General features: G+C 60.1%; 15 protein-coding genes. 9 read left to right on the forward strand and 6 right to left on the reverse strand.

All coding sequences use genetic code 11. From position 1 onward, the window contains the following. Window positions 1-8 precede the first annotated feature (8 nt). Window positions 9-455, reverse strand: coding sequence for an NUDIX hydrolase (locus tag AC19YR_RS13580; RefSeq protein ID WP_500598818.1), 447 nt, complete (start codon window positions 453-455; stop codon window positions 9-11). A 213-nt stretch (window positions 456-668) separates the two neighbouring features. Next, entirely contained in the window at window positions 669-2,915 is a 2,247-nt protein-coding gene (locus AC19YR_RS13585; RefSeq protein ID WP_500598820.1) for an NADP-dependent isocitrate dehydrogenase, read from the reverse strand. Window positions 2,916-3,408: 493 nt separating this feature from the next. Between AC19YR_RS13585 and icd the strand changes: the two genes are divergently transcribed. After that, a complete protein-coding gene (icd, locus tag AC19YR_RS13590) occupies window positions 3,409-4,665 on the forward strand; it encodes an NADP-dependent isocitrate dehydrogenase (RefSeq protein ID WP_095109940.1) in 1,257 nt (418 codons plus the stop codon). A gap of 80 nt (window positions 4,666-4,745) precedes the next feature. Here the strand turns inward: icd and cspD are convergent, their stop codons facing one another. After that, window positions 4,746-5,009 (reverse strand): cold shock domain-containing protein CspD, encoded by a 264-nt coding sequence (cspD, locus tag AC19YR_RS13595; RefSeq protein WP_176465138.1) that lies wholly within the window; start codon window positions 5,007-5,009, stop codon window positions 4,746-4,748. Window positions 5,010-5,234: 225 nt separating this feature from the next. Here cspD and clpS point away from each other — a divergent pair, with 225 nt between their 5' ends. Together clpS and clpA are read left to right on the forward strand one after the other, a co-directional pair. Further along, on the forward strand, window positions 5,235-5,597 hold the full coding sequence (gene clpS / locus AC19YR_RS13600; RefSeq protein ID WP_015094394.1) for an ATP-dependent Clp protease adapter ClpS: 363 nt from the start codon (window positions 5,235-5,237) through the stop codon (window positions 5,595-5,597). 29 nt (window positions 5,598-5,626) lie between these two features. Continuing rightward, window positions 5,627-7,897: an ATP-dependent Clp protease ATP-binding subunit ClpA gene (gene clpA / locus AC19YR_RS13605; protein WP_095109938.1), complete on the forward strand. Its 2,271-nt coding sequence runs from the start codon at window positions 5,627-5,629 to the stop codon at window positions 7,895-7,897. 110 nt (window positions 7,898-8,007) lie between these two features. Here the strand turns inward: clpA and infA are convergent, their stop codons facing one another. The 3 genes from infA to aat form a co-directional block, all read right to left on the reverse strand. After that, window positions 8,008-8,226, reverse strand: a complete 219-nt coding sequence (gene infA, locus AC19YR_RS13610) for a translation initiation factor IF-1 (RefSeq protein WP_002553999.1) — start codon at window positions 8,224-8,226, stop codon at window positions 8,008-8,010. Window positions 8,227-8,326: 100 nt separating this feature from the next. Next, window positions 8,327-9,034 (reverse strand): arginyltransferase, encoded by a 708-nt coding sequence (locus AC19YR_RS13615; protein ID WP_095109937.1) that lies wholly within the window; start codon window positions 9,032-9,034, stop codon window positions 8,327-8,329. Window positions 9,035-9,089: 55 nt separating this feature from the next. Continuing rightward, entirely contained in the window at window positions 9,090-9,770 is a 681-nt protein-coding gene (gene aat / locus AC19YR_RS13620; RefSeq protein ID WP_500598823.1) for a leucyl/phenylalanyl-tRNA--protein transferase, read from the reverse strand. A gap of 428 nt (window positions 9,771-10,198) precedes the next feature. Between aat and ftsK the strand changes: the two genes are divergently transcribed. The 6 genes from ftsK (at window position 10,199) to cysG (ending at window position 17,778) form a co-directional block, all read left to right on the forward strand. Beyond that, the gene (gene ftsK / locus AC19YR_RS13625) at window positions 10,199-12,637 is read left to right on the forward strand and encodes a DNA translocase FtsK (protein ID WP_371856241.1); all 2,439 of its coding nucleotides are present in this window, start codon (window positions 10,199-10,201) and stop codon (window positions 12,635-12,637) included. Between the two features lie 69 nt (window positions 12,638-12,706). Further along, window positions 12,707-13,330 (forward strand): outer membrane lipoprotein periplasmic chaperone LolA, encoded by a 624-nt coding sequence (gene lolA / locus AC19YR_RS13630; protein WP_095109934.1) that lies wholly within the window; start codon window positions 12,707-12,709, stop codon window positions 13,328-13,330. Between the two features lie 56 nt (window positions 13,331-13,386). Beyond that, the gene (locus AC19YR_RS13635) at window positions 13,387-14,712 is read left to right on the forward strand and encodes a replication-associated recombination protein A (protein ID WP_500598824.1); all 1,326 of its coding nucleotides are present in this window, start codon (window positions 13,387-13,389) and stop codon (window positions 14,710-14,712) included. Beyond that, a complete protein-coding gene (crcB, locus tag AC19YR_RS13640; RefSeq protein WP_095109932.1) occupies window positions 14,709-15,083 on the forward strand; it encodes a fluoride efflux transporter CrcB in 375 nt (124 codons plus the stop codon). The genes AC19YR_RS13635 and crcB overlap by 4 nt, the downstream gene beginning before the upstream one ends. 16 nt (window positions 15,084-15,099) lie before the next feature. Then, entirely contained in the window at window positions 15,100-16,380 is a 1,281-nt protein-coding gene (gene serS / locus AC19YR_RS13645) for a serine--tRNA ligase (protein WP_500598826.1), read from the forward strand. Next, on the forward strand, window positions 16,381-17,778 hold the full coding sequence (gene cysG / locus AC19YR_RS13650) for a siroheme synthase CysG (protein WP_095109930.1): 1,398 nt from the start codon (window positions 16,381-16,383) through the stop codon (window positions 17,776-17,778). It begins immediately after the preceding gene.

The raw sequence follows: 17,778 nt of genomic DNA on the forward strand, positions 1-17,778 counted from the left end.
CCGCAAGGCTAAAGAGAAGGGCGGATCAGCGCCAGGCTGTGGCGCGAGCCGGCCAGATAATCGTCGATGCAGCGGATAATCAGCTCGCTGCGCCAGTGCTCGCGTCGGGCTATCAATTCGTCGCGGGTCAGCCAGCGGGCACCGATGATGCCGTCGTCGAGTTGATAATCGGGGTGGTGTTTGAGGGGCTTGGCGGCGAAGCACACACGTTGGTAGGTCACGCCGTTGCTGGGGGCGGTGTAGAGGTAGAGGCCAACCACCGCGGTGGGTTCGACGTCCCAGCCGGTTTCTTCCAGGGTTTCGCGAACGGCGGCCTCAATCAGGGTTTCGTTCGGGTCCAGATGGCCGGCGGGTTGGTTGAGCACGGCGCGGCCGCCCTTGGACTCTTCGACCATCAGGAAGCGGCCGTTGTCTTCGACGATGGTGGCGACGGTGATGTGGGGCTGCCAATCCATAGAACTTCCTCGATTTCAGGTTTATGCAGGGGATGTTAGGTGGACTTTTTGTGGGGTGAACCTGCAGGCGATAGCAATGTGCCGGCCGATACCGCTGCGGGATGATAAACCGTTATCACGCGCAAGCTCGTTCATGTAGGGCAATCAAGGTCCGCAAAGCACAAACCCCGGCACGGGGCCGGGGTTTGTGGTGGCGGCGCGGGGGGGGGGCAATCAGGCAGCCAGGCTGTCCGATACCAGGGCCGCGATGGCGTCGTTGAAGGTCTTGCTTGGACGCATTGCCTTGCGCAACAGCGCCGGGGTGGCGTGGTAGTAGCCGCCGATATCCACTGGCTTGCCCTGGACCGCGTTGAGCTCGGCAACGATGGTTGCCTTGTTCTCGGCCAGGGTCTGGGCCAGGGTGGCGAATTGCGCTTGCAGGGCGCTGTCTTCGGTCTGGGCGGCCAGGGCCTGGGCCCAGTACAGCGCCAGGTAGAAGTGGCTGCCGCGGTTGTCGATGTTGCCGACTTTGCGCGAAGGCGACTTGTTGTTGTCCAGGAACTTACCGGTGGCTTGGTCCAGGGTTTTGGCCAGCACCTGCGCCTTGGGATTGTCGTAGGTGGTGCCCAGGTGCTCCAAGGAAGCGGCCAGGGCGAGGAACTCACCCAGGGAGTCCCAGCGTAGGAAGTTCTCTTCCAGCAGTTGCTGCACATGTTTGGGCGCGGAGCCGCCAGCGCCGGTCTCGAACAGGCCGCCACCGTTCATCAGCGGCACGATCGACAGCATCTTGGCGCTGGTGCCCAGTTCCATGATCGGGAACAGGTCGGTCAGGTAGTCGCGCAGTACGTTGCCGGTGACCGAGATGGTGTCCTGCCCCGCGCGGATACGCTTGAGGGTGAACGCCATCGCCTCGACCGGCGACATGATGCGGATGTCCAGGCCCGAGGTGTCGTGATCCTTCAGGTAGGCCTGAACTTTCTCGACCACGACGCCATCATGGGCGCGCATCGGGTCCAGCCAGAAAATCGCCGGGGTTGCACTGGCGCGGGCACGGTTGACCGCCAGTTTGACCCAGTCCTGGATCGGTGCGTCCTTGGTCTGGCACATGCGAAAGATGTCACCGGCCTCGACCGCTTGCTCCAACAGCAGGTTGCCTTTGCTGTCGGTGACGCGAACCACGCCGTCAGCCTTGATCTGGAAAGTCTTGTCGTGGGAGCCGTACTCTTCGGCCTTTTTCGCCATCAGGCCCACGTTCGGCACGCTGCCCATGGTGGTCGGGTCGAAGGCGCCGTGTTGCTTGCAGTCTTCGATTACCGCTTGGTAGATGGTGGCGTAGCAGCGATCCGGGATCACGGCCTTGGTGTCGTGCAACTGGCCGTCGGTGCCCCACATCTTGCCGGAGTCACGGATCATGGCGGGCATCGAGGCGTCGACGATCACGTCGCTCGGTACGTGCAGGTTGGTGATGCCTTTGTCGGAGTTGACCATCGCCAGTGCCGGGCGGACTGCGTACACAGCCTGGATGTCGGCTTCGATCTGGGCTTGTTGCTCCACCGGCAGGGCCTTGATGCGCGCGTAAAGGTCGCCGATGCCGTTGTTCAGGTTGAAGCCGATTTCGCGCAGCACATCAGCGTGCTTGCTCAGGGCGTCCTGATAGAACTCGGCAACGATCTGGCCGAACATGATCGGGTCGGAGACTTTCATCATGGTGGCTTTCAAGTGCACCGACAGCAGTACGCCTTGTTTTTTGGCGTCTTCAATTTGCGCGGCGATGAAGGCGCGCAGGGCCTTTTTGCTCATGATGGCGCAATCGATGATCTCGCCGGCTTGCACGGCGGTCTTTTCCTTAAGGACGCTGACGCTGCCGTCCTGGGCGATCAGTTCGATTTTGACGCTGTCCTTGGTTTCGATCAGTGCGGCTTTTTCGCTGCCGTAGAAGTCGCCGTTGCTCATGTGGGCCACGTGGGACTTGGAGTCCGCAGCCCAGGCGCCCATTTTGTGCGGATGCTTGCGGGCGTAGTTCTTGACCGACAGCGGGGCGCGGCGGTCGGAGTTGCCTTCGCGCAGCACCGGGTTCACGGCGCTGCCCTTGATCTTGTCGTAGCGGGCGCGGGTTTCTTTGTCGGCGTCGTTGGCCGGCGCTTCCGGGTAGTCCGGCAGCTCGAAGCCTTTGGCCTGGAGCTCCTTGATCGCAGCCTTGAGCTGGGGGACCGAAGCACTGATGTTGGGCAGCTTGATGATGTTGGCTTCTGGCGTGATGGCCAGGTCGCCCAGTTCTGCCAGGTCGTCCGACACCGCTTTGTCCGTGCTCAGTTGCTCGGTGAAGCTGGCGAGGATGCGTGCTGCAAGAGAGATGTCACGGGTTTCCACGGCGATATCGGCCGAAGCGGTGAAGGCTTCGATGATCGGGAGCAGGGAGTAAGTGGCGAGGGCGGGAGCTTCGTCGGTGAAGGTGTAGATGATCTTCGAGCGGGTGGGCATATTCGGATTAACTCTCTTCTGGCTAAGCGTGCTCGGAAACTCGAGATGCGCGTGATAGGCGCTTTCGTTCAAAGTCATCCATGAGCCGAAAGTCGAGGTTTCTTCGCGATGATGTTGGGTGCATCAATCAAACGTCGGACGGCCGGTTTGCGGTAGCAGCGCGGCCTCTTCAGGGCTGAAAGTCTCATTCCTGACAGGGTTGTGTTCTGTGACCCAGTGGTCACCGGCGCATTATACATAGGTCTTTAGTACTACGCTGGCGGCGAATGCGGGCGGGGGGTTGTCCTTTGGTCTAAAGGCTCGTGCCCGGTGGGGGCCTTACACTGCGCGCCCTGGTGCTGCACTTTGTCGGTTCCCTCGTTGCTTTGCAGCTTGTAGGGCGCCAAAAGTACAGGTTCGGTCCCAGATGAGTGGAACATAAGGTTCCCGTCCAGATTCAACTGGGTTACGCTCCTGCGCAGCCAGATGTTCAATCCACACAACGGAGTCCAGCATGGGATACAAGAAGATTCAGGTTCCAGCAGTCGGCGACAAAATCACCGTCAATGCAGACCATTCTCTCAATGTTCCTAACAACCCGATCATCCCTTTTATCGAAGGTGATGGCATTGGCGTCGATATCAGCCCGGTCATGATTAAGGTTGTCGATGCGGCTGTTAAGAAAGCTTACGGTGGCGAGCGCAAAATCTCCTGGATGGAAGTGTACGCCGGTGAGAAGGCCACTCAGGTCTACGATCAGGACACCTGGCTGCCTCAGGAAACCCTGGACGCCGTCAAAGACTACGTTGTCTCCATCAAGGGCCCGTTGACCACGCCAGTCGGCGGCGGTATCCGTTCCCTGAACGTGGCCCTGCGCCAGCAACTGGACCTGTACGTTTGCCTGCGCCCTGTGCGTTGGTTTGAAGGCGTGCCTAGCCCGGTCAAGAAGCCTGGCGACGTCGACATGACGATCTTCCGCGAAAACTCCGAAGACATTTATGCCGGTATCGAGTGGAAGGCGGGTTCGCCGGAAGCGACCAAGGTCATCAAGTTCCTGAAAGACGAAATGGGCGTGACCAAGATCCGTTTCGACGAAAACTGCGGCATCGGTATCAAGCCGGTTTCCCTGCAGGGCACCAAGCGTCTGGCTCGCAAGGCACTGCAGTATGTAGTCGATAACGACCGTGACTCGCTGACCATCGTGCACAAAGGCAACATCATGAAGTTCACCGAAGGTGCCTTCAAGGAATGGGCCTATGAAGTGGCGGCTGAAGAATTCGGCGCGACCCTGCTTGATGGTGGTCCTTGGATGCAGTTCAAGAACCCAAAAACCGGCAAGAACGTCATCGTCAAGGATGCCATTGCCGACGCCATGCTTCAGCAGATCCTGCTGCGCCCGGCCGAGTACGATGTGATCGCCACCCTGAACCTCAACGGTGACTACCTGTCCGACGCCCTGGCGGCGGAAGTGGGCGGTATCGGTATCGCTCCGGGCGCCAACCTGTCTGACACCATCGCCATGTTCGAAGCCACCCACGGTACGGCCCCGAAGTACGCAGGCAAAGACCAGGTGAACCCGGGTTCGCTGATCCTGTCGGCGGAAATGATGCTGCGTCACATGGGCTGGACCGAAGCGGCCGACCTCATCATCAAGGGCACCAATGGCGCCATCTCGGCCAAGACTGTGACCTATGACTTCGAACGCCTGATGGACGGTGCCAAACTGCTGTCGTCTTCTGCGTTCGGCGATGCCCTGATCTCTCATATGTGAGCTGATCTGCGCTAAGCAAAAACCGGCCATTTCATTTGATTGATATGGCCGGTTTTTTATATCTGAATGTTTGGTTGTTCTTAGGTTGCAGCGGCTTCTTTTCTTGGTGTCGGGCTGCTTGTGCCGGCGTTGGGGGTATCGATATTGGCGCTGATTTTGATGGCATGCAGTCCCTTGGGGCCCTGGATGATTTCGAACTTCACTGGCTGACCCGCTTTCAGGGTCTTGTATCCATCCATCTCGATAGCTGAATAATGGGCAAACAGGTCTTCTGTCTTGCCTTCTTCGTTGATAAATCCATACCCCTTGGCATTGTTAAACCATTTGACCTTGCCGCTTGCCATACTCATATCCCTCTGCAACAGACTCCATCACTGGAGTATCATCCAGTTAATCTGCACTCAAAACGGAAAATCCGGTTGACGGTGCGGACCTTTATTACCCAATGTGGGCTCCTATTGGTTGTAACACCGTTTTGCTGATAGTCAAGGTGACTGGGCGGATGGAGTTGAAATCCTCCCGGGGAGCCCCCACCACTGTATTTGCACAACTGACGAACCTTTCTTTCCATGCATGCAATCAGCCAGATTCGACTAACATTCAATCAGGATCGCCCGGACCTACACGACGACGATTCCGCAGGCATTGCTGTACAGGAGGCTAAGCCTGCCCTACAGGCGCCACCGATGTACAAGGTGGTTTTGTTCAATGATGACTACACACCGATGGATTTCGTCGTCGAAGTGCTCGAGGTGTTTTTTAACCTGAATCGCGAGCTGGCGACCAAGGTCATGCTGGCCGTTCATACAGAAGGACGGGCAGTATGTGGAGTGTTTACCCGCGACATCGCCGAGACCAAGGCCATGCAGGTCAACCAGTACGCCAGGGAAAGCCAGCATCCGCTACTCTGTGAAATCGAGAAGGACGGTTAACTCCGACCACTTGGGTATGAGGTGAAGCTATGTTAAACCGCGAGCTCGAAGTCACTCTCAATCTCGCCTTCAAGGAGGCTCGCTCAAAGCGTCATGAGTTCATGACGGTCGAGCACCTTTTGTTGGCCCTTTTGGATAACGAGGCCGCCGCCACTGTGTTACGTGCGTGCGGCGCCAACCTCGACAAACTCAAGCACGATCTGCAGGAGTTCATCGACTCCACCACTCCGTTGATCCCTGTCCATGACGAGGATCGCGAAACCCAGCCAACCCTGGGGTTTCAGCGGGTTCTGCAGCGTGCTGTCTTCCATGTACAGAGCTCGGGCAAGCGGGAAGTGACTGGCGCCAACGTGCTAGTCGCCATCTTTAGTGAGCAAGAGAGTCAGGCCGTGTTTCTGCTCAAGCAGCAGAGCGTTGCGCGCATTGATGTCGTCAACTACATCGCCCATGGCATTTCAAAAGTGCCGGGGCATGGCGATCACTCTGAAGGTGAGCAAGATATGCAGGACGATGAGGGCGGTGAGTCTTCCTCTTCAGGCAATCCTCTGGATGCGTACGCCAGCAACCTCAATGAACTCGCGCGTCAGGGTCGTATCGACCCGCTGGTAGGGCGTGAGCTGGAAGTGGAGCGCGTCGCCCAGATACTGGCGCGTCGACGCAAGAACAATCCTCTGTTGGTCGGCGAGGCGGGTGTGGGTAAAACCGCGATCGCTGAAGGCTTGGCCAAGCGCATTGTCGATAATCAGGTGCCAGACCTGCTGGCTAACAGCGTTGTCTACTCCCTGGACCTGGGGGCGCTGCTCGCCGGGACCAAATACCGCGGCGATTTCGAGAAGCGTTTCAAAGCGTTGTTGGGTGAGCTGAAAAAACGTCCGCAGGCCATCCTTTTTATTGATGAGATCCACACCATCATTGGTGCTGGTGCGGCCTCTGGTGGCGTGATGGATGCCTCGAATCTGCTCAAGCCGTTGTTGTCTTCGGGCGACATTCGTTGCATCGGTTCCACTACGTTTCAGGAGTTTCGCGGTATTTTCGAGAAGGATCGCGCCTTGGCGCGGCGCTTCCAGAAGGTTGACGTGTCAGAGCCTTCGGTAGAAGACACCATTGGAATTTTGCGCGGCCTTAAAGGGCGTTTTGAGCAGCATCACAATATCGAGTACAGCGATGAGGCATTGCGCGCGGCTGCCGAGCTGGCATCGCGCTACATCAATGATCGGCATATGCCCGACAAAGCCATCGACGTTATCGACGAGGCGGGCGCCTATCAGCGCCTGCAACCGGTCGAGAAGCGCGTGAAGCGTATTGAGGTGCCGCAGGTTGAAGATATTGTGGCCAAAATCGCTCGTATTCCGCCTAAGCATGTCACCAGTTCTGATAAGGAACTGCTGCGCAATCTTGAACGGGATCTGAAACTCACCGTGTTCGGCCAGGATGCCGCTATCGATTCATTGTCGACCGCGATCAAGTTGTCTCGCGCAGGGCTCAAATCGCCCGACAAGCCCGTAGGCTCCTTCCTGTTCGCGGGGCCGACCGGTGTTGGCAAGACCGAAGCTGCCAGGCAGTTGGCCAAGGCCATGGGTATCGAGTTGGTGCGCTTCGACATGTCCGAGTACATGGAGCGGCATACCGTGTCCCGCTTGATCGGCGCACCTCCCGGGTATGTCGGTTTCGACCAGGGCGGTTTGTTGACCGAGGCTATCACCAAGCAACCGCATTGCGTGTTGTTGCTCGATGAGATCGAGAAGGCGCACCCGGAAGTCTTCAACCTGTTGTTGCAGGTCATGGACCACGGGACGCTGACGGACAACAACGGGCGCAAGGCAGATTTCCGTAATGTGATCCTTATCATGACAACCAATGCGGGTGCGGAAACGGCAGCGCGCGCGTCTATTGGCTTCACTTTCCAGGATCACTCTTCTGACGCCATGGAAGCGATCAAGAAGAGTTTCACGCCGGAGTTCCGCAACCGCCTGGATACCATTATCCAGTTCGGTCGCCTCAGCCACGAAGTCATCAAAAGTGTGGTGGACAAATTCCTTACCGAGCTTCAGGCGCAGTTGGAGGACAAGCGTGTGCTGTTGGAGGTGACGGATGCGGCGCGGGGGTGGCTGGCCGAGGGTGGCTACGATGTGCAAATGGGTGCCCGCCCGATGGCTCGTTTGATCCAGGACAAGATCAAGCGCCCCCTGGCCGAAGAGATTCTCTTTGGCGAGTTGGCCGAGCATGGCGGCGTGGTACATATCGATCTGAAGGATGGCGAGCTGACCTTCGAGTTCGAAACCACGGCTGAAATGGCTTGATAGTGAGCGGGCAGTAAAACAAAAAGGCGCTTGAATGCGCCTTTTTGTTGTCTGTTAATTTGCGCAAACAAAAACGCCCGGTATGAACCGGGCGTCTTGTATTGACTTGCTTAGCGAGCGCGGTAAGTGATGCGACCTTTGCTCAAGTCATAGGGCGTCAGCTCGACGCGCACTTTGTCACCGGTAAGAATACGAATGTAATTCTTGCGCATCTTGCCGGAGATATGCGCGGTTACGACGTGCCCATTTTCCAACTCCACGCGAAACATGGTGTTGGGCAGGGTGTCGACGACAGTGCCTTCCATTTCGAAGCTGTCTTCTTTCGACATGCAGTAAAGCCCTCGGTATCCAATGAATGGCCCGGTGCAACTGCGCCAGGCAAAAGCGGCGTGCATTGTGCCCGAAAAATGGGGTTTAAGCCAAGGGCTTCTAACTCATGGTCACCCAACGTTGATTAATGAGCAGCTCGATGGGGCGATATTGGGTCTTGTAGTTCATCTTTTTGCAGTTCTTGATCCAGTAGCCGAGGTACACCGCATCCAGCTCCAGGCGCCGGGCCTCGGCGATTTGCCAGAGGATGGCATAGCGCCCGAGGCTGCGCCGCTCTTCCTTGGGCTCATAAAAGGTGTACACCGCCGAGAGCCCGTTGGGCAGTAGGTCGCTGACCGCTACCGCGAGTAGGCGACCGTCAAGACGGAACTCATAGAATCTGGAGAAGGGCAGTTCGCGGACCAGAAAGGTTGAAAACTGTTCGCGGCTGGGTGGGTACATGTCGCCGTCGGCGTGACGTTGCTCGATGTAGCGTTGGTAAAGGTCGAAGTATTCTTCGCTGAACGTGGGCTTGGCCGGTTGCACATGCAAATCCGCATTGCGCTTGAAGATGCGTTTCTGCTGGCGGTTGGGCAAAAATTGCGCTGCGGGGATGCGTGCGGGGACGCAGGCGTTGCAGTTCTGGCAGTGGGGCCGGTAGAGGTGGTCGCCGCTGCGGCGAAAGCCCATCTCCGACAGGTCGGCATACACATGCACATCCATGGGCTGGCTAGGGTCGAGAAAAAGCGTAGTCGCCTGCTCTTCGGGCAGGTAGCTGCAAGAGTGAGGCTGAGTGGCATAGAACTTCAGGCGCGCCAACTCGGTCATGGTCAACCCTCGGAATAAGCTTTGGGTAAGTGTAAGCCAGCTTGGTAAAAGGCGCCTAGGGAACCCAGGTGGCGCTGTTGGGCTGGTCAAGATGGCGGGCCAGGTAGCCTGCGAACTCGCGGCGGGGGAGGGCACGGGCGCCGAGGCTGTGCAGGTGTTCGGTGGGCATCTGACAGTCGATGAGGACAAAGCCTGACCGCTCAAGGTGCTTGACCAGGGTGGCGAAGCCGAACTTGGAGGCGTTGTCGGCGCGGCTGAACATAGACTCGCCAAAAAACAGTTGCCCCATCGCCAGCCCATAGAGCCCGCCGACGAGCACGCCCTGGTCCCAGACCTCGACCGAGTGGGCATACCCGCGCTTGTGCAGCTCCACGTAGGCGTTCTGCATCGCCTCGGTGATCCAGGTGCCGTCGGCATATTCCCGGGGCGCTGCGCAGGCCTGGATGACGGCAGCGAAGTCTTGGTCGAACGTTACCTGGTAGCGTTGCTGGCGCAGCAGCTTGGCCAAGCTGCGGGAAATATGTAGTTCGCTCGGAAATAGGACGGTGCGCGGGTCTGGCGACCACCAGAGGATGGGCTGGCCTTCGGAGAACCATGGGAAGCAACCATGGCGGTAAGCCTGGATCAGGCGATCGGCGCTCAGGTCGCCGCCGGCGGCCAGCAGGCCGTTGGGCTCGCGCATGGCTTTTTCCAGCGGCGGGAAGGCGAGGGAGTTGCGTTGTAACCAGGTCAGCATGGCATTCAGGCTTATAGCAGGGCCGATACAGACAGTAGGGGCTGTGTCGGCGAAGACGAGGGTTGTTGGGTATCTGCAACTCTACACGGCCATCAGGGTCGAACTCGGGGTGGCTTCGAGGCGGTAGTACGGTACTGGCACTTCAGGGCCCGGGATCCGGCGCAAATGCTCTGCCCCGTTCATAAAACCTCTCATAAGCCTTTGTCACAAAAGACAATGCGTGCTCAAATTGGCCCGCATCTGCCGGCCTGCTGGCTATGCTACACCCAAGCCGTCGCGACGTGGCATCGCCCGTGCAAACCCGTACAATGGCCATTCGGCGCGCACTTTGCTTCAAGAATGAAGAGCACAGTGTTAAAAATAGTTTCAGTTATGCTTGTTAACTTGTTGCCTGCCCGGATTGGGCAGTTTTTATAGTCAATCAACAGTTGGTCGCGCTACGGCGCAGGAAAAGACGCGTTTTGAAGAAATCCACGGCAGCACCTAAAGCAGTAGTTCCTCTCTGGCGCCAGCAATTGCACTACCGGTTAAAGGAAGGTGCACTGATTGCCATTGGCGCATTGTGCCTGTTTCTGATGATGGCATTGCTGACTTACGGCAAGGACGATCCGGGCTGGAGCCATAACAGCAAGATTGATGACGTGCAGAACTTCGGCGGCCCCGCCGGTTCTTATAGCGCCGATATCCTGTTCATGATCCTGGGTTACTTCGCCTATATCTTCCCGTTGTTATTGGCCATCAAGACCTACCAAATATTTCGCCAGCGCCACGAACCCTGGCTGTGGAGCGGTTGGCTGTTTTCCTGGCGCCTGATCGGCCTGGTGTTCCTTGTGCTGTCGGGCGCAGCCCTGGCCCACATCCACTTTCACGCGCCCACCGGCTTGCCGGCTGGGGCCGGCGGTGCGTTGGGCGAGAGCCTGGGCGACCTCGCGAAGAACGCGCTGAACATCCAGGGCAGTACGCTGATGTTCATCGCGTTGTTCCTATTCGGCCTGACAGTATTTACCGACCTTTCGTGGTTCAAGGTCATGGACGTGACCGGCAAGATCACCCTGGACCTCTTCGAGTTGTTCCAGGGCGCGGCCAACCGTTGGTGGGCGGCCCGTGTCGAACGCAAACAACTGGTTGCGCAGTTGCGCGAGGTCGATACCCGGGTCAACGAAGTGGTGGCGCCTACGGTCACCGATAAGCGCGAACAAGCCAAGGTCAAAGAGCGTTTGATCGAGCGTGAACAAGCCTTGAGTAAGCATATGTCCGAGCGGGAAAAACAAGTTCCGCCGGTTATTGCACCGGCTCCGGCCAAAACGCCGGAACCGAGTAAGCGTGTTCAAAAAGAGAAACAGGCACCGTTGTTTGTCGACAGTGCAGTTGAAGGCACTTTGCCACCAATCTCTATCCTGGACCCGGCTGAAAAGAAGCAACTCAATTATTCCCCCGAGTCTTTGGCCGCCGTCGGTCATTTGCTGGAAATCAAACTCAAGGAGTTTGGTGTTGAAGTTTCTGTGGATTCGATTCACCCAGGCCCGGTGATTACCCGCTACGAAATCCAGCCCGCCGCAGGTGTCAAGGTCAGCCGCATCTCCAACCTGGCCAAGGACCTGGCCCGTTCCCTGGCCGTGACCAGTGTGCGGGTGGTGGAAGTGATTCCCGGCAAGACCACCGTCGGCATCGAGATCCCCAACGAAGACCGCCAGATCGTGCGCTTCTCCGAGGTGCTGTCGACACCGGAGTACGACGACGCGAAATCCCCGGTCACCCTGGCCCTGGGCCATGACATCGGCGGCAAACCGGTTATCACCGACCTGGCGAAGATGCCCCACCTGCTGGTGGCCGGTACGACAGGCTCCGGTAAGTCGGTGGGCGTCAACGCGATGATTCTGTCGATCCTGTTCAAGTCCGGCCCTGAAGACGCCAAGCTCATCATGATCGACCCGAAAATGCTCGAGTTGTCGATCTACGAAGGCATCCCGCACCTACTGTGCCCGGTGGTCACCGACATGAAGGACGCTGCCAACGCCCTGCGCTGGAGCGTGGCCGAGATGGAGCGGCGCTACAAACTGATGGCGAAGATGGGGGTGCGCAACCTGTCGGGCTTCAACCATAAGGTCAAGGAAGCTCAGGACGCAGGCACGCCGCTGACCGACCCGTTGTACAACCGCCAGAGCATCCACGACGAAGCGCCGTTGCTGACCAAGCTGCCGACCATCGTGGTCGTGGTCGATGAATTCGCCGACATGATGATGATCGTCGGCAAAAAGGTCGAAGAGCTGATCGCCCGTATCGCCCAAAAGGCCCGTGCCGCCGGTATCCACCTGATCCTCGCCACCCAGCGTCCTTCGGTGGACGTGATTACCGGCCTCATCAAGGCCAACATCCCCACGCGCATGGCATTCCAGGTATCGAGCAAGATCGACTCGCGCACCATTATCGACCAGGGTGGCGCCGAGCAACTGCTGGGCCACGGCGACATGCTCTACATGCCGCCCGGCACCAGTCTGCCGATCCGCGTGCACGGCGCTTTCGTCTCCGATGACGAGGTGCACCGCGTGGTAGAGGCCTGGAAACTGCGCGGCGCACCGGAATACAACGATGACATTCTCAATGGCATCGAAGAGGCCGGCAGCGGTTTTGATGGCGGCAGTGGTGGCGGGGAAGAAGATGCCGAAACCGACGCCTTGTACGACGAAGCGGTACAGTTCGTGCTCGAAAGCCGTCGCGCCTCCATCTCTGCCGTGCAGCGTAAGCTGAAAATAGGCTACAACCGTGCCGCGCGTATGATCGAGGCCATGGAAATGGCCGGGGTCGTGACCTCCATGAACACCAACGGCTCGCGTGAAGTCCTGGCCCCGGGCCCTTCGCGCGACTAAGCACTGATTTGCCACAGGGCGGCGTGCCAGCACGCCGTTCGCCTTCCCACGAATTCTATGAGGACTCCCATGCGTCTGATCCGCATGCTGTTGCTGCCGGTACTGGCCCTGACCACGCTGACCGCCCACGCCGATGACAAGGACGTGGCACGCTTGACCCAATTGCTGGAAAAGTCCCAGACCCTGACGGCGCGGTTCTCCCAACTGACCCTCGATGGCAGCGGCACCCAGTTGCAGGAAACCGCCGGCCAGATGGCATTGCAGCGCCCGGGGCTGTTCTACTGGCACACCGATGCGCCGCAAGAACAACTGATGGTCTCCGATGGCCAGAAGGTCTCGCTGTGGGACCCGGACCTGGAGCAGGTGACCATCAAAAAACTCGACCAGCGCCTGACCCAGACCCCGGCCCTGTTGCTCTCCGGCGACGTGTCCAAGATCAGCGAAAGCTTCGAGATCAGCGCCAAGGAACAAAGCGGGGTGATCGACTTCACCCTCAAGCCCAAGACCAAGGACACCCTGTTCGACAGCCTGCGCCTGTCGTTTCGCAATGGGTTGGTCAACGACATGCAGCTGATCGACAGCGTCGGCCAGCGCACCAACATCCTGTTTACCGCGGTCAAGGCCAATGAACCGATCCCCGCGTCCAAGTTCAAGTTCGACATCCCCAAGGGTGCCGATGTGATCCAGGAGTAAGGCGCAGGCCCTGTGGGCACCTGCCACCCGTACCCAGCGAGGTTTGCTAAGTAGTGATGGACCTGTTTCGAAGTGACCCGATCGCCCAGCCACTGGCCGCGCGGCTGCGCGCGACCAACCTGGACGAGTACGTCGGCCAGGAGCACTTGCTGGCGCGCGGCAAACCCCTGCGCGAGGCGCTGGAGCAGGGCGCGCTGCACTCGATGATCTTCTGGGGGCCGCCTGGGGTCGGCAAAACCACCCTTGCGCGGCTGCTGGCGCAGGTCTCTGACGCCCACTTCGAAACCGTCTCGGCGGTGCTGGCCGGGGTCAAGGAAATCCGCCAGGCGGTGGACGTGGCCAAGCAGCAGGCCGGGCAATACGGCAAGCGCACCATCCTGTTTGTCGACGAAGTGCACCGCTTCAACAAGTCCCAACAGGACGCGTTCCTGCCCTATGTCGAAGACGGCACGCTGATTTTCATCGGTGCTACCACCGAAAACCCCTCGTTCGAGCTCAACAATGCCTTGCTCTCCCGCGCCCGGGTCTATGTGCTTAAAAGCCTGGACGAGGCCGCTATGCACAAACTGGTGCAGCGTGCCCTCAGCGAGGACAAAGGCCTGGGCCAGCGTCGGCTGAGCCTGAGCGACGAAGGCTTCAAGATGCTCCTGGCCGCCGCCGACGGTGACGGCCGGCGCCTGCTCAACCTGCTGGAAAACGCCTCCGACCTGGCCGAAGACGGCACGCAGATCGACGAAGACTTGCTGCAAAGCCTGCTGGGCGACACACGGCGGCGCTTCGACAAGGGCGGCGAGGCCTTCTACGACCAGATCTCGGCGCTGCACAAATCCGTGCGCGGCTCCAACCCGGACGGCGCCCTGTACTGGTTCGCCCGCATGCTCGACGGTGGCTGCGACCCGCTGTACCTGGCGCGCCGCGTGGTGCGCATGGCCAGCGAAGACATCGGTAATGCCGACCCCCGTGCCCTGAGCCTATGCCTGGCGGCCTGGGACGTGCAGGAGCGCCTGGGCAGCCCGGAAGGCGAGTTGGCGGTGGCCCAGGCCATCACTTACCTGGCCTGCGCGCCGAAAAGCAACGCGGTGTACATGGGCTTCAAGGCAGCGATGCGCAGCGCCGCCGAGCATGGCTCCCTGGAAGTGCCACTGCACCTGCGCAATGCCCCGACCAAGCTGATGAAGCAACTGGGCTATGGCGACGAGTACCGCTACGCCCACGACGAGCCGGACGCTTACGCCGCCGGCGAAGACTACTTTCCCGATGAACTGGCGCCGCAACCCTTCTACCAACCCGTGCCCCGGGGCCTGGAACTGAAGATCGGCGAGAAGCTGCGCCACCTCGCGGCCCAGGACCAGGCCAGCCCCCGGCAACGGAGAAAACCGTGATCCCCCTGGTCCTTGCCGTCTCGGCGGGCGGCGTGGCCGGCACCTTATTGCGCTTTGCCGCCGGCAATTGGGTCAGCGCCAATTGGCCGCGGCACTTCTATACGGCGACGCTGGCCGTTAATATCGTCGGCTGTCTGCTGATCGGCGTCCTATACGGTCTGTTTTTGATTCGCCCGGAGGTGCCCGTCGAGGTACGTGCCGGGTTGATGGTCGGCTTTCTGGGCGGCCTCACAACGTTTTCATCCTTTTCACTGGATACGGTGCGCTTGCTGGAAACCGGGCAAGCGCCGCTGGCCCTGGGCTACGCGGCAATCAGCGTATTCGGCGGGCTGCTCGCGACCTGGGCTGGCCTGTCCCTGACCAAACTTTGATAGACGAGAGACCGACATGCTCGATTCCAAACTGTTACGTAGCAACCTGCAGGACGTAGCGGATCGCCTGGCTTCCCGGGGCTTTGTCCTGGACGTGGCCCGCATCGAAGCGCTGGAAGAACAGCGCAAGACCGTCCAGACCCTGACCGAAAAACTCCAGGCCGAGCGCAACGCAGTCTCCAAGGGCATCGGCCAGGCCAAGCAGCGCGGCGAAGACATCGCGCCGCTGATGGCCAACGTCGAGAACATGGGCAACCAGTTGAGTGCCAGCAAGGTCGAACTGGATGAAATCCAGAACGCCCTGGACGCCATGTTGCTGAACATCCCCAACCTGCCCCATGAGTCGGTACCGGTTGGCGCCGACGAAGACCACAACGTCGAAGTGCGCCGCTGGGGCACGCCGACGGTCTTCGACTTCCCGATCAAAGACCACGTGGCCCTGGGCGAGCAGTTCGGCTGGCTCGACTTCGAGACCGCCGCCAAGCTCTCCGGCGCCCGTTTCGCCTTGCTGCGCGGGCCGATTGCGCGCCTGCACCGCGCCCTGGCGCAGTTCATGATTAACCTGCACATCAACGAACACGGCTACGAAGAGGCCTACACGCCTTACCTGGTCCAGGCCCCGGCCCTGCAAGGCACCGGTCAGTTGCCCAAGTTTGAGGAAGACTTGTTCAAGATCAGCCGCGAAGGCGAAGCCGACCTGTACCTGATCCCCACCGCCGAAGTGTCGCTGACTAACATCGTCGCCGGCGAGATCATCGACGCCAAGCAGTTGCCGTTGAAGTTCGTCGCCCACACGCCGTGTTTCCGCAGTGAAGCGGGCGCTTCGGGGCGTGACACCCGCGGCATGATCCGCCAGCACCAGTTCGACAAGGTGGAGATGGTGCAGATCGTCGAGCCGTCCACCTCCATGCAGGCCCTAGAAGGCCTCACCGCCAACGCCGAGAAAGTCCTGCAACTGCTGGAGCTGCCTTACCGCACCCTGGCCCTGTGCACCGGCGACATGGGCTTTAGCGCGGTCAAGACCTACGACCTCGAAGTGTGGATCCCGAGCCAGGACAAGTACCGCGAAATCTCCTCGTGCTCCAACTGCGGCGATTTCCAGGCCCGGCGCATGCAGGCGCGCTTTCGCAACCCGGAAACCGGCAAGCCTGAGTTGGTGCACACCCTCAACGGCTCCGGCCTGGCGGTGGGCCGCACCCTGGTGGCGGTGCTGGAAAACTACCAACAGGCCGACGGCTCGATCCGTGTGCCAGCAGTACTCAAGCCCTACATGGGCGGCATCGAGGTCATCGGCTAAATGAACTATCTGCCACTGTTCCATAACCTGCGTGGCAGGCGTGTGCTGGTGGTCGGCGGCGGGGAGATTGCCTTGCGCAAGTCCCGCCTGCTGGCCGAGGCCGGCGCGGTGCTGCGGGTGGTTGCTCCCCAGGTCGAAACCCAGTTGCGTGAACTGGTGCAGGGCAGTGGCGGTGAAGTGCTGTTGCGTGGTTACCAGGAGGCCGACCTCGATGGCTGCGTGCTGGTGATCGCCGCCACCGACGACGAACCACTCAACGCCCAGGTGTCCAGCGACGCTACAGGGCGCTGCGTGCCGGTCAACGTGGTGGACGCGCCCGCCTTGTGCAGCGTGATCTTCCCGGCCATCGTCGACCGTTCGCCCTTGGTCATCGCCGTCTCCAGTGGCGGCGATGCTCCAGTGCTGGCGCGGTTGATCCGGGCCAAGCTGGAAACCTGGATTCCTTCCACCTACGGCCACTTGGCGGGGCTGGCGGCGCGTTTTCGCCACCAGGTCAAAGGCTTGTTCCCCGACGTGCAGCAACGCCGGGCCTTCTGGGAAGACGTGTTCCAGGGCCCGATTGCCGACCGCCAACTGGCCGGGCAGGGGGCCGAGGCCGAACGCCTGCTGTTGGCAAAAATCAACGGTGAGGCGCCGCGTGCCGGTGGCGAAGTCTATCTGGTGGGCGCAGGGCCGGGCGATCCGGACCTGCTGACCTTTCGTGCCTTGCGCCTGATGCAACAGGCCGATGTGGTGCTTTACGACCGCCTCGTCGCCCCGGCGATCCTTGACCTGTGCCGCCGCGACGCGGAACGGGTCTACGTCGGCAAGCGCCGCGCCGAACACGCGGTGCCCCAGGAGCAGATCAACCAGCAACTGGTGGACCTGGCCCTGCAAGGCAAACGCGTGGTGCGGCTCAAGGGCGGCGACCCGTTCATCTTCGGCCGTGGCGGCGAAGAGATCGAAGAGCTGGCGGCCCACGGCATTCCCTTCCAAGTGGTGCCGGGGATCACGGCGGCCAGCGGTTGCGCGGCCTATGCCGGCATTCCCCTGACCCACCGCGACTACGCACAGTCGGTGCGTTTCGTTACCGGCCACCTCAAGGACGGCAGCACCGACCTGCCCTGGGGCGACCTCGTGGCGCCGGGGCAAACCCTGGTGTTCTACATGGGCCTGGTGGGCTTGCCGATCATCTGCGAACAACTGATTGGCCACGGCCGCTCGGCCGACACCCCGGCGGCGTTGATCCAGCAGGGCACCACGGTCAATCAGCGTGTGTTCACCGGCACCTTGGGCAATTTGCCGGAACTAGTGGCGGAGCATGAAGTGCATGCGCCGACCTTGGTGATCGTCGGCGAAGTGGTGCAACTGCGCGAGAAACTGGCGTGGTTCGAAGGGGCACAGGCGCAGGTGCTGTAG

The sequence above is a fragment of the Pseudomonas sp. MF08817 genome (genome assembly GCF_059862705.1).

Excerpts from the sequence above, each read along its gene's own strand:
- AC19YR_RS13580 (WP_500598818.1), bottom strand. The coding sequence starts at position 455 with ATGGATTGGCAGCCCCACATCACCGTCGCCACCATCGTCGAAGACAAC.
- AC19YR_RS13585 (WP_500598820.1), bottom strand. The coding sequence starts at position 2,915 with ATGCCCACCCGCTCGAAGATCATCTACACCTTCACCGACGAAGCTCCC.
- icd (WP_095109940.1), top strand. The coding sequence starts at position 3,409 with ATGGGATACAAGAAGATTCAGGTTCCAGCAGTCGGCGACAAAATCACC.
- cspD (WP_176465138.1), bottom strand. The coding sequence starts at position 5,009 with ATGGCAAGCGGCAAGGTCAAATGGTTTAACAATGCCAAGGGGTATGGA.
- clpS (WP_015094394.1), top strand. The coding sequence starts at position 5,235 with ATGCATGCAATCAGCCAGATTCGACTAACATTCAATCAGGATCGCCCG.
- clpA (WP_095109938.1), top strand. The coding sequence starts at position 5,627 with ATGTTAAACCGCGAGCTCGAAGTCACTCTCAATCTCGCCTTCAAGGAG.
- infA (WP_002553999.1), bottom strand. The coding sequence starts at position 8,226 with ATGTCGAAAGAAGACAGCTTCGAAATGGAAGGCACTGTCGTCGACACC.
- AC19YR_RS13615 (WP_095109937.1), bottom strand. The coding sequence starts at position 9,034 with ATGACCGAGTTGGCGCGCCTGAAGTTCTATGCCACTCAGCCTCACTCT.
- aat (WP_500598823.1), bottom strand. The coding sequence starts at position 9,770 with ATGCTGACCTGGTTACAACGCAACTCCCTCGCCTTCCCGCCGCTGGAA.
- lolA (WP_095109934.1), top strand. The coding sequence starts at position 12,707 with ATGCGTCTGATCCGCATGCTGTTGCTGCCGGTACTGGCCCTGACCACG.
- AC19YR_RS13635 (WP_500598824.1), top strand. The coding sequence starts at position 13,387 with ATGGACCTGTTTCGAAGTGACCCGATCGCCCAGCCACTGGCCGCGCGG.
- serS (WP_500598826.1), top strand. The coding sequence starts at position 15,100 with ATGCTCGATTCCAAACTGTTACGTAGCAACCTGCAGGACGTAGCGGAT.
- cysG (WP_095109930.1), top strand. The coding sequence starts at position 16,381 with ATGAACTATCTGCCACTGTTCCATAACCTGCGTGGCAGGCGTGTGCTG.